At 68.2% G+C, this 11,754-nt stretch carries 9 protein-coding genes; 2 read left to right on the top strand and 7 right to left on the bottom strand.

All coding sequences use genetic code 11. The features are described 5' to 3' along the window. The 3 genes from NK1_RS28595 to NK1_RS28585 form a co-directional block, all read right to left on the bottom strand. On the bottom strand, nucleotides 1–2,034 hold a 2,034-nt coding region (locus NK1_RS28595; protein WP_063013678.1), incomplete at its 3' end, for an Hsp70 family protein. A gap of 419 nt (nucleotides 2,035–2,453) precedes the next feature. Then, complete coding sequence (locus NK1_RS28590) at nucleotides 2,454–4,037, bottom strand: FAD-dependent oxidoreductase (protein WP_063013676.1); 1,584 nt, start codon at nucleotides 4,035–4,037, stop codon at nucleotides 2,454–2,456. A 14-nt stretch (nucleotides 4,038–4,051) separates the two neighbouring features. Next, nucleotides 4,052–5,059: an AurF N-oxygenase family protein gene (locus NK1_RS28585; RefSeq protein WP_063013674.1), complete on the bottom strand. Its 1,008-nt coding sequence runs from the start codon at nucleotides 5,057–5,059 to the stop codon at nucleotides 4,052–4,054. Nucleotides 5,060–5,341: 282 nt separating this feature from the next. Between NK1_RS28585 and NK1_RS28580 the strand changes: the two genes are divergently transcribed. Continuing rightward, complete coding sequence (locus NK1_RS28580; protein ID WP_063013672.1) at nucleotides 5,342–6,001, top strand: GntR family transcriptional regulator; 660 nt, start codon at nucleotides 5,342–5,344, stop codon at nucleotides 5,999–6,001. Then, entirely contained in the window at nucleotides 6,001–7,266 is a 1,266-nt protein-coding gene (locus NK1_RS28575; protein WP_063013670.1) for an MFS transporter, read from the top strand. The genes NK1_RS28580 and NK1_RS28575 overlap by 1 nt, the downstream gene beginning before the upstream one ends. Before the next feature lie 160 nt (nucleotides 7,267–7,426). Here the strand turns inward: NK1_RS28575 and NK1_RS28570 are convergent, their stop codons facing one another. From NK1_RS28570 to cysT, 4 genes are all read right to left on the bottom strand, one after another. Next, entirely contained in the window at nucleotides 7,427–8,623 is a 1,197-nt protein-coding gene (locus NK1_RS28570) for an Hsp70 family protein (RefSeq protein ID WP_157104483.1), read from the bottom strand. 444 nt (nucleotides 8,624–9,067) lie between these two features. Continuing rightward, on the bottom strand, nucleotides 9,068–10,063 hold the full coding sequence (locus NK1_RS28565) for a sulfate/molybdate ABC transporter ATP-binding protein (protein ID WP_030512833.1): 996 nt from the start codon (nucleotides 10,061–10,063) through the stop codon (nucleotides 9,068–9,070). Beyond that, on the bottom strand, nucleotides 10,060–10,869 hold the full coding sequence (cysW, locus tag NK1_RS28560; protein WP_063013668.1) for a sulfate ABC transporter permease subunit CysW: 810 nt from the start codon (nucleotides 10,867–10,869) through the stop codon (nucleotides 10,060–10,062). The genes NK1_RS28565 and cysW overlap by 4 nt, the downstream gene beginning before the upstream one ends. Continuing rightward, complete coding sequence (gene cysT, locus NK1_RS28555; protein ID WP_245660896.1) at nucleotides 10,866–11,627, bottom strand: sulfate ABC transporter permease subunit CysT; 762 nt, start codon at nucleotides 11,625–11,627, stop codon at nucleotides 10,866–10,868. The genes cysW and cysT overlap by 4 nt, the downstream gene beginning before the upstream one ends. Nucleotides 11,628–11,754 lie beyond the last annotated feature (127 nt).

The following is an 11,754-nucleotide window of genomic DNA, read 5'->3' as shown; positions in this document are numbered from 1 at the left end:
GGGAGGTGTGGCCGTGCCGCCCCCGGGTCCGGGGGTGTGGGCCGTTCCCGCACCCGGCGCGGTATCGGAAGACGATGTGCCGGGGCCGGATTGGGCACCTGCCGCCGGCGCGGAATCGGTGCCGCCACCCGCGGGAGCCGACGTGCCGGGCTGCGCGTGGTCCCCCGCGCTCGCCGTACCGTTCGGATTCGTGCCGTCGCCGGTCGTTCCGGCACCACCGGGGTTCGTTCCGGTGTCGGAGTTCGTGGCGTCATCGGAGTGTGCCGCGCCCGAGTTCGCGGCTCCCGAGTTCTCTGCGCCCGAGTTCTGGCTACCACCCGAGTTCGCGGAATCCCCATGCGGCCCAGGCGATTCGGCGCTGGTCGAGCCCGAGCCGTTCGACGGCGTACCGGAATTTCCGGCCGGATTCGAGTCGGCGTCCGACGTCGCGCCCGGTCCCGCACCGCTGTCCGCGGTGCCGCTCGAGTGTCCCGATCCCGGAGTGGATGCGGTATCGCCGGAATGCGAATCTCCGGACGTCGCACCGGTGGGCGCGGGCGTGATCGAACCGTCCGCTGAACCGGCGGGTTTCGGCGCCGGATTCCCTGGCTTCGACGGGTCTCCGGGGGTCGAGCCGCCGCCGGGCGGGGTGCCCTGGTCACCGGATCCCGGCTCACCGGGATGTCCCGTGCCGGGCAGGTTACGGGCCGCGGCGCCCGCGGCCAGGAGCGCCGCCGCACCCGAGTTCACGAACGGCATGGGGTTGGTGAAACGCGCCGGATCGGAGTAGGTCCTCGCGCGGGGCGGCACGCAAGGCGTCACGGCACCGTAGTCACGCAGCGCGTTCTCCACCCGATCGGTCATGCTGCGCGAAAAGTCGTGCGCCGCACCGGCGTAGCCGCGCAAACCGGATAGCGAGGTGCCCATCAGGGTATCGGCGCGCGCCGCCAGCGCCGCGAATCCGGCCCCGAATCCCGGCGTTGGCGGCAGCTCACCGACCTGCTCCCGCAACGCGTCCGCCGGACCGGCCAGCGCGGGGGCGAATTCCATGATCGGCCCGTCGGTGCCGACCGGGCCACCGCCGATCATCGTCGCCGCCGACATCGCGAGGGCGGAGACGACCGCGGCGGAGGACACGGCCGCGGCACCCCGGGCATACCGCCCGACAGTGCTGTTGCTCGTGGCGAATCGAGCCGAGGCGATGGCGGCACCGGTCGCGACCGTATGCGCCGGATCCGCCGCAACGATTACCGGGGGGCCCAATTCGGCCAGCACCTCGGCGACCTCGGCCGGCCGCGCGGCGCCCCCGACCAGCAGCACGCGGTCGATGTCGTCGATGGTCACCCGCGCGGTCTTCAGGCACTCGCGCACCACCCGAAGGGAATTGCGTACATGCCACATACGCAGGCGACGAGTGTCCTCCGCCGGCACCACCTTCGACACCGGGGCCGGCACGTCCGGAGCCAGCGTCCGTGCGTAGCGTGCCAGGACGGCGCCCAGCGGCCGGCCGCCGTAGGCATCGGATCGCAGCGCCGAACCGAGCACTCCGCGCTGATTCCACTCGGCCTCGGTCCGGACCACCGCGACGTCCAGACTGTTGGCCCCCAGGTCGTAGACCAGCGTGGAACTGCTTGCGGTGACGCCGTATTCGTCGTCCAGCCATTCCACGGCGGCCACCGGTTCGGGCATCAGAATCACATCGAAGGCGCCACGGCGATGCAGCGCGTACCGCAGCGATGCGATCTGCCGGTCGGTATAGCAGGCGGGATAGGTGAGGACCGGCCCGGCCTCCGGATCGCTGGCATCGATCAGGCAGGTCGCCACCGCGGCCACCAGGTCGGCCGACGATCGGATCCGTCCGCCCAGCGACTCCGGCTCTCGCGTCCGGGTGAGATCGGCGAAATCCGTGACCACCGGCGCGAATCGAGGCGCTCCCCCGACTCGCACCGCGCCGGATCGGTCGACGGTGACCGCCGTGCGGCGCACGCGGACCGCCGGACGGTCGCGGTCACCGGCAGTCGCCGCCCACACGGAATTCACTGTGCCGATGCTCATGCCGAAGCCAACCGTCATTGCCATCCCGTCAACGCACCGAGACCACGGCCCCAGTGGTTCAACCATGTGGTCGCGGTCGTTTACCAAATAGCGAACACAGGTTAGCTGTTCGGTCTCGATCACGGAAATCGAATGGGCGGAAAAGCTTTCATACTCACCGGCCGAACACACAAAAGACCTGCTAGTACCCAGTGGAGGACAAGATCGGAAGGCTGAATTCACTTACCGCAGGAGAATAGCTGGCAAAACTGGCCATTTCACAGCTGATGCCACGGAATACCGACCGGTTTTCTATGGAATTGCGACAATGACATTCACGAGCCCGAATTCGAGGCGGTCATGCCGAATGACTGGATGGTTGCCGAAACGACAACCGCCCCGATCCGTACGGATCGGGGCGGTCGGTCGCGATGTCCGGCTCAGGAGCGAGCGAGCAGCTTGCGCTTCCACCACGGCTGGGCCGTGGCACCGCCGCGCACCGCGTCGGGGCGGCGGCGCTGGACCAGCCGATCGAAATCGGTGGCGTCGGCGGTGGGCCGGCGCAGACGGCCGGCGTTGAAGTCGTCGACCAGCTGCCGCACCGTCTGCTGTGCACAGGACTTGTTGGTGCCGATGAAACCCGTAGGACCACGCTTGATCCAGCCGGTCACGTAGGTTCCCGGAACCACCGCGCCGTCGGCGGATTCGAGCACCCGGCCGTCGGCGTTCGGGATGACACCGGCGCGCTCGTCGAACGGCACCCCGGGCACGGCCACGCCGCGGTAACCCACCGAGGCGAGAACCAGTGCGGTGTCGAGGGTCTCGGTCTCGTCCGTCGCGACGGCCCGGGTGACACCGGCCTCGTCGGTGACGAGTTCGTTGCGCACCAGCTCGATTCCGGTCACCCGGTCGGTGCCGACCAGCGCCACCGGCGAGGACAGATAGCGGAAGACGATGCGCTTGCGTGCGCCCACCGGGCGGTCGGCCACACTGCGCAGCAACTTCAGCTTCTGCTCGACCTTCTGCGGCAGGTCCGGAGTCGGTTCCGGCACATCACCTTCCACGACGATGTCGAGATCCGAGCCGAGCAACCCCACGAATTCGGGGACGGTGAAGGCGGATTCGGCCGGGCCGCGGCGACCCACGATCACCACTTCCTCGATCTTGCTGTGCCGCAGTGCGTCCAGCGCCGCCGGTGACACCTCGGTGGCATCGAGCAGTTCGGGATCCATGGTGAGAATCCGGGCCACGTCGAGCGCGACGTTGCCGTTGCCGACGATCACCGCGCGCCGCTGCGTCAGATCGAAACTGCGCTGCGCATAGTCGGGATGACCGTTGTACCAGGCCACGAACTCGGTCGCGGACAGGCTGCCGGGCAGCCCCTCGCCGGGAATTCCGAGTTTGCGGTCGGAGGAGGCGCCCACGGCGTAGATCACCGCGTCGAAGTGGTCGAGCACTTCGGCGTGCGAGATATCGTCGCCCACCGCCACATTCAGGTACGACCCGAATCCGGGCTGGGCGGAGATCACATCGAACAACCGGCTCACCTGCCGGGTCCGGGTGTGGTCGGGTGCGACACCGTGGCGGGCCAGGCCGTAGGGCACCGGCAGCCGGTCGAACACCGTCACCGTCACGTCCGGCTGGGTGAGCAGCTCGTCGGCGGCATACATCGCCGAGGGGCCCGAACCCACGATCGCGACGCGCATCGCGCCCCGATCGGTGTCGACCTCGGCGGCGGGCACCGGCTTGGCCAACAGGGGACGCGGGCGCGCCTGACGATAGAAATCGGCGTTGATCTCGATGAACGGCTTCTGCTCCGCAGTGAGCTTCTTCGAGGAGGTGATGGCGTCCACCGGGCAGGCCGTGGCACACGCTCCGCAGTCCACGCATGCCGCGGGGTCGACGTACAACATCTCCGCCGTCAGAAAGTCCGGTTCGTCGGGCGTGGGATGAATGCAGTTGACCGGGCATGCGTAGACGCACGAGGCGTCGCTGCAGCACGACTGGGTGACTACATACGGCACTGTATGGCTACCCTTCAGGCGGCTTTGGTCTTGGCGCGCTGCGGCTCGGAGCGGTACCGGCTGGCCGGACCGTCGATCTTCAGCAGCTTCCAGACGTTCTTCGAGATCGGGTTCATCAGGCCCAGTTCCTTGGCCAGCGCCCGCACGTCGATGAAGTAGTCGGCGAAGGTCTGCTGCGCCTCCGCGGAGCCGTAGAACAGTTCCTTGCGGACGTCCTCCGGGATGTCGAACTCCTTGAAGAACGACTTCGGCGGGGTGGCGATGGACCGGCCGAGGATCCACATCACGATCGGCATGGCCAGCGACAGCACGAACTTCGCGGCCGGATTCGACTCCGGCACATGCTTCTTCAGGAATTCGTGCGCGAAGGAGATGTGGCGCGCCTCCTCGGCGACGTGGATCGCCATGACACCGCGCATGATCGGATGCACTTCCTCGCCGGAGCGCAGGATCTGCTTCTGGATGTGGTCGATCGGCTCCTCACCGGCGAGGACCGCCATGAAGAACAGGTTCGGGAACCGGGCGGCGACCGGCGCGGCGAAGTAACGGAGCTTACGGACCAGCGGGCCCATGCCCGGCACGTCGATGCCGATCCGGTTGACCATCTCCTGGAACATCAGGGTGTGGTTGTGCTCCTCGATCATCTCGTGGGAGCAGTACCGGAACTCGGGCGAGCCGTTGGGCAGGCTGAAGTTGTGCGTGACCATACCGCTGATCAGGATCGACTCGAACTGCAGGCCGACCTTGGCGACATTGGCCTGGCGGTACTTGCCGAGGGCGATCTTCTGCTCGTCCGACAGCGCCTTGTACCAGGGGTGACGCCCCAGCGGGTCGGCGGATTCCGGAAGAATCCACCGCTTCTCGCCGGCGGTCGCGGCGAAATCGGGGTTGTCCCAGTCGATGTCGGTGAACGGATCGAAGTGCTTGTTGACCGAACCCTCGGACAGCAGGAGCAGCTTCTGGGCGTATTCCATGGCCTCGGCGACCACAGGGTCTACTTCCGGCGTCGCGGCAACGGACATCGTCGTCACAGCCTCTCCATCTCGCATGGGTAACTGTTTCCCATAGTTACACCTATAGCGGCGGAGGTCAACACCGACGACCGGCCCTGCCGGACACGATCGCGCAACCCCGCCGATGATCGGCCGTATTCCCAGCTCAGCGGCAACCCAAACAGCATTACCGAGCAGTACTGTGCGGGGCGTCACATCGGCGGCGATGCGTCACAGCGCACCGCGCGGGCAGGCCGGACGTGTCCGCACCCACATGGCAAATCATCCCATGTCCCGACTAAGCTACATCTTGTGTCTAAGACGTATTCAGCCGCTGAGCGCGCCTACCGCGAGATCAAGGAGCGCATCCTGACCGGTGCGCTGCCCGGCGGAGAGCTGATCAGCGAGGGCGAGATCGCGAACGATCTGGGCACCTCCCGCACTCCGGTCCGGGAGGCATTCCTGCGGTTGGAGACCGAAGGGTGGATGCGGCTGTATCCCAAGCGGGGCGCGCTGGTGGTTCCGATCCCCTCACACGAGGCCGAACACGTCGCACATGCCCGCTATGTCGTGGAGACCGCGGCCGTGCGCGCCCTCACCGCCGACGACCGCCCGCCGCTGCTCGACACCCTGCGCGAATCGCTCACCCGCCAGCGCGAACTCGTCGCGAACCTCGATGCCTCCGACGGGCAGGCGCTGTCGCGCTTCGCCACCGAGGACACCGACTTCCATCGCGGCTATGTCGTTGCCGCGGGCAACCCGCTGCTCACCGGGTTCTACGACTCGCTGCGCGAACGCCAGCGGCGGATGAACAGCGTCGCCCTGCACCGCGCACCGATGAATACCGCCCGCATCGTGGAACAGCATGCGCGGCTGACGGATCTGATCGCCGCCGGAGATACCGCGGCCTTCGATACCGCACTCGCCGACCATCTGTCGGGTGTGCACCAGCTCGAACTGAGAGGACTGTGATGACCGCACCGGCCGCCGTCGGCCTCCGTCCGGCCCGCGTCGCCACCGCCCCTCGTGTCTGGTGGGGCGTGGCCGCGGCGATCTTCGCGATCGCCTGGGGCGGAAACGAATTCACCCCGCTGCTGGTGATGTACAAGAACGACGGCCTGCCGGTCACCACCGTGAATCTGTTGCTGTTCGAGTACGTCCTGGGCATCGTGCCGGCGCTGCTGATCGGTGGACCGCTGTCGGATCGCTACGGCAGGCAGCGGCTGATGCGGCCCGCACCGCTGATCACCGCGGCGGGATCGACGCTGCTGGCCTTCGGTGCCGGCGTGGTGCCGATGCTGTCGATCGGGCGCGTCCTGTGCGGAGTCGGCCTCGGGCTCGCGATGGCCGTGGGCAGCAGCTGGTTGAAGGAACTCTCGCAACCGCCGTTCGGGCCCGCCTCGGCCCCCGGCACCGGCGCTCGGCGCTCGGCGATGAGTCTCACCGGCGGTTTCGCCATCGGGGCCGGAGTGGCCGGCGTGCTGGCACAGTGGGCGCCGTGGCCCGCGACCCTGGCCTATCTGATCAATGTGGCACTGTGCCTGATCGCGGCCGTCTGGGTGCTGCGCGCCCCGGAAACCGTGGCGCCGCAACCGATTCGCCGGCCGCTGCGCGAGGATCTGCGGATTCCGGCGGCGGGCCATCGGCGTTTCCGCTGCATAGCACTACCGCTGGCGCTGTGGCTGTTCACCTCCGCCGCGGCCGCGTACGCGATCCTGCCGACGCTGGCCGCCGAACGCATCGCCGGAACGCCGATCGCGTTCTCCGCGCTGATCACGGTGATCACGCTCGGATGCGGTTTCGCGATCCAGTCGGTGGCGCGGCGGATCGACCTGCCCGGTACCGCGCGGATCGCGGCGCTGTCGCTGGCGCTGACCACGGCCGGCATGGCCGCGTCGGTGTACGCGGCGGCGACTCTGCAGTTATGGGCGGTCATCGCGACCGCGGCCGTGCTCGGATTCGGGTTCGGCATCGGCATGGTCGCCGGACTGCAGGAGATCGAGCGGATCGCCCGGCCGGACGATCTCGCCGGGCTGACCGCGGTGTTCTACTCGGTGAGCTACCTCGGATTCGGTTCGCCGGCGCTGCTGTCGCTGCTGCACAACGCGCTGCACATCGGCTACCCGGTGATGTTCGCGGCCGGCGCGGTCATCGCCGTCGGATGTCTTGCGGTGGTACTCAACAACTATCGCGATCCGGACAGCGCGAGCGCCGTCGGACAACGGATCAGCCGATAGGCCGGGTCGGGTAGGGCGCTGTCGGCCCCGCGCCGCCCGGCCTGCGCTCGCGAGGTCTCACACGCACCGTGGCCACGGCATACAACGCGCCCCGCGACTGCGCCCTATGCCGACGGGTGCGGTCGCGGGGACAACGGTTCGCGTGGGTGGCGGCACGCCGTCAGTGCTGGACGTGCACGAGACCCGCGCCCATGGATTGCGCTCCCGCTTCGTCTCCGACTACAGCGGTCGCCGCGAACAGCGCACCACCGGCCGCGACCGCGATGGTGACGGCAACCCGGGTGAGCCGGCGCCGCAGCATGCGCGGCGGCTCGGACCGTTCGGGCGCCTCGGCGACCTCGCTCTCGCGGGCCGATTCGGCGGCGCGGCGCGCGAGAACGGCCGCGCCCTCGGCGATCGTGCGTTCCGGGTCCGGGGCGACGATCACCGGCCGTGCCAGCGCCGAGGCCAGGACCGCGGCGACTTCGGGCGGACGGGCGGCGCCGCCCACGACCAGCACGCAGTCGACATCGGCCATCGTGACGCGGGCTCGTCCGAGGCATTCGTACACCACATCGAGCGACTCGCGGACGTGCGCGGTACGCAGCGCGGTGATCGCGGAGTCGGTCGCCGACGATTCGCCGGCGCGCCAGTTGTCCTGGGTCGCCATCTTCGCGCCGAAGGCGCGGCCACCGAACGCGGTGGAGCGCAACGGTTCCCCGATCACCGGCTGGGCGGGAGTACCGGCGCCGATGCGCACCAGGGTCACGGTCAGCCCGGATCCGCCGAGGTCGTAGACCAGCGCCAAGCCCGGCATCAGCGGCCCGTGCGCCACCGAGAGCCAGGCCGCGGCCGCCACCGGTTCGGCGACCAAGGCGGCATGGGACAACCCGATCGCGTCGAGGGCCTCGCGCAGTTCGAGCACCCGGTCGTCGCCGTAACTCACCGGATGTGTCACGGCGACAGCGGTTTCCGGGTTGCGAGCGTCGGCGGTGGCCACCACGTGGGCGGATACGTCCGCGACCACGGTGCGCGCCACGGTCGCCACCAGATCGGCGGCGGACAGCGAACGATGACGCACGCGCGCGGTGCGTCCACGCTCGGTCAGATCGGCGAAATCGGTCACGGCGCGGCCGTGGCGCGGGATGCGGCCGACTCGCGCGGCGCCGCTGCTGTCGAAAGTGAGCGTCGTGCGCCAGGTTCCCGGCGCCGTGCGCTGCTGCGGCAGCGCGGATCTCGGGCCGGCGGCCCGTATGCGCCCACCGGATCCGCCGGACGCGCCGCGCTTGCGGCCGCGCGCGTTCTTGCCGCTCTCAGCAGTATCGATGGCGCACACCGTGTTGACCGTGCCGATACTCACTCCGAGCCCAACCGTCATCACAATTCCCCTCGATCGACGAGCGTACGTTCGCTGACATGTCCCGAGCAGGCATCAGGCAATCACTGTGCTGAGAACTTGCCAAGCACCGGACAATCAGTTGTCCGCTCAACCGCCGCACTTCGCGGTGAACCCCTCGATCCCGCAGATATACCTGTTCACCTGCGGTAACAAATCAGGCAATTCATACGCGCAGTGGACATTTCGCGACACCGACCGACCGGTACGGGTTTGCCAGCAAACATCCGAATACCCTCGGACACCGTATACCCGCGTTCCCGCAACCGTGGGCGCATCCGGCGAAACACCCACTCTCCCAGCAGCGCACGGACGCAAATGCGCATCGGCGAACCGGGGAGGGCGGCTCCGCTCGACAGCGATCGGCGGACTGCCACCGATGAATGAGCCCGGCGGATCGAGGGTTTCGGCCGCCGACCGGCGAGATCAGGCCGCCGGCAGTTCCGGAATGCGGGTGGCGCGGGCGAAGACGGTCTCACCCTCCGCCAGCCGCAACGCCTCCGCATCACCGCGGGTGACCTGCGCGGTGAACAGATCGCCGGTGGCCGCGTTGCGCAGTTCGAGGCGAACCTCGAACCCCAGGCGGACGACCCGCTCGACGGTCGCGCGGGTGACCCCCGCCGATTCCGCGGTGCCCTCGTGTTCGGCCAACGCCATACCGGGATCGCGGCCGATGCGAATATCGTGCGGGCGCACCAGATGTCCGTTCAGTTTGGCCACCGCACCGAGGAACGACATGACGAATTCGTTGGCGGGACGGTCGTATACGTCCTCGGGCGTTCCGACCTGTTCGATGCGACCGGCGTTCATCACCGCGATCCGGTCGGCGACGTCGAGCGCCTCCTCCTGATCGTGGGTGACCAGCACGGTGGTCACGTGCACTTCCTCGTGCAGACGGCGCAACCACGTGCGCAGATCGTGGCGCACCTTGGCGTCGAGAGCGCCGAACGGTTCGTCGAGCAGCAGCACCTGCGGGTCGACGGCCAGTGCCCGGGCCAGCGCCATCCGCTGCCGCTGACCACCCGACAGCTGCGCCGGATAGCGATGCTGGAAACCGTCCAGGCCCACGATGCCGAGCAGTTCGTCGACGCGCTTGCGGATTTCGTTCTTCGGCCGCTTGCGGATCTTCAGCCCGAACGCCACGTTGTCGCGCACGGTCATATGTTTGAACGCCGCGTAGTGCTGGAACACGAAGCCGATATCGCGCTTCTGCGGCGAGACCCGGGTGACGTCGCGGTCGGCGATGGTCACGATGCCCGAATCCAGCGATTCCAGGCCGGCGATCGAGCGCAGCAGCGTCGACTTCCCGGAACCGGAGGGCCCCAGCAATGCGGTCAGTTCACCGGAAGGGATGTCCAGGCTGACGTTGTCGAGGGCGGCGAACGAACCGTAACGCTTGTTCGCGTCGGTGACGGTAATCATTTGGCAGTGCCCCGCTTGCGTTCGAGGAGGGTCATCAGGATGAGCGTGACGAGCGCCATGGCCATGAGCAGGGTCGCCGCGCAGTAGGCGCCGAAGGTGTTGTGGTCGTTGATGTAGCGACCGTGCACCAGCAGCGTCAGGGTCTGGGAAATGCCGGGCAGCCCGGACGACACCATGATCACCGCACCGAATTCGCCGAGGGCGCGAGCGACGGTGAGCACGATGCCGTAGGTCAGGCCCCACCGGATGGCCGGCAGGGTGATGCGCCAGAAGGTCTGCCAGCGGTTGGCGCCCAGGGTCGCCGCCGCCTGTTCCTGATCGTCGCCGATCTCGTGCAGGACCGGGACGACCTCGCTGACCACGAAGGGCAGCGTGACGAAGAGGGTGGCGATCACCATGCCGGGCAGCCCGAAGATCACCCGGAAACCGAAACTGTCGAGACCGCCGAACCAGCCACCGACACCCCACAGCATGATCAGCGATACGCCGACCACCACCGGCGACACCGCGAACGGCAGATCGACCACACCTTGAATCAGGGTGCGCCCCCGGAAGTTTCCGCGCACCAGCGCGATGGCGGTGATGACTCCGAAGACCACGTTGAGCGGCACCACGATCGCGACGATCAACAGCGAGAGATTGAACGCCGAGATCGCGGCGGGTGTGGTGATCGAATCGAGGAATGCGCCGATTCCGTGCTGGAAGCTGCGCCAGAGAATGATCACCAGCGGAGCCACCAGCAGCACGATCAGATACGCGAGCGCGATCACGCGCAGCGAAATCCGGGACGGGGTGGACAGTTTCATCGGCTGGCCTGTTCCTTGCGGGCGGTGCGTTCGGAGAAGACGCGCAGGATCAGCAGGGTGGTGAAGGAAATCGCCAGCAGCGCCACCGAAACGGCCGCCGCGTTCACCGGACGGTCCACCTCGATCTGCTGCTGGATGTACTGCGACGCCACCTGGGTGCGGCGCGGAATATTGCCGCCGATCAGCACCACCGACCCGTATTCGCCGATGGCGCGCGCGAAGGCGAGGCCACCGCCGGAGATGATGGCCGGCGCGAGCGACGGCAACACCACGCGCCGGAAGATGGTCAGGTTGTTCGCGCCCAGCGAGGCCGCGGCCTGCTCCACTTCCTTGTCCGCTTCGATCAGCACCGGCTGCACCGAGCGCACGACGAACGGCAAGGTCACGAACGCCAGCGCCACCACCAGTCCCGGCTGGGTGGCGTTCAGGTGGACACCGACCGGGCTCTGCGGTCCGTACAGCGACAGCAGCACGATGCTCGCCACGATCGTCGGCAGCGCGAACGGCAGATCGATCAGGGCGTTGACGAAGCTCTTACCCGGGAAATCGTCGCGCACCAGCACCCACGCCACCACGGTGCCCATGACGACGTTGATCACGGCGACGACCACCGACACGAGGACGGTCACCCGTAGCGCGTCCAGCGCCGCGGGTGCGGTGACCGCGTCCCAGAAGCCGGACCACCCGTCGTCGAAGGAATGGACCGTCAGTGCGGCCAACGGCAACAAGACGATGAGGCTCAGCCACAGCACCGTGATCGCGAGGCCGAGCGAGCCGGCCGATCCGGTGAGCCGCGACCGCCACGCCGGACCGGCGGGCTGCTGCTTCTGCTGCTGCCCGGAAACGCCGGGACCAGGGGTCCCGGCGTCGGTACTGATGCCGATC

Source organism: Nocardia kruczakiae NBRC 101016, assembly GCF_001612965.1.
Classification (GTDB): domain Bacteria; phylum Actinomycetota; class Actinomycetes; order Mycobacteriales; family Mycobacteriaceae; genus Nocardia; species Nocardia kruczakiae.
This window is presented reverse-complemented; position numbering and strand designations above follow the sequence as displayed.

What these genes read in the sequence shown, in the direction of transcription:
- NK1_RS28585 (WP_063013674.1), bottom strand. Translation starts at nt 5,059, where the DNA reads ATGTCCGTTGCCGCGACGCCGGAAGTAGACCCTGTGGTCGCCGAGGCC.
- NK1_RS28575 (WP_063013670.1), top strand. Translation starts at nt 6,001, where the DNA reads ATGACCGCACCGGCCGCCGTCGGCCTCCGTCCGGCCCGCGTCGCCACC.
- NK1_RS28570 (WP_157104483.1), bottom strand. Translation starts at nt 8,623, where the DNA reads ATGACGGTTGGGCTCGGAGTGAGTATCGGCACGGTCAACACGGTGTGC.
- NK1_RS28565 (WP_030512833.1), bottom strand. Translation starts at nt 10,063, where the DNA reads ATGATTACCGTCACCGACGCGAACAAGCGTTACGGTTCGTTCGCCGCC.
- cysW (WP_063013668.1), bottom strand. Translation starts at nt 10,869, where the DNA reads ATGAAACTGTCCACCCCGTCCCGGATTTCGCTGCGCGTGATCGCGCTC.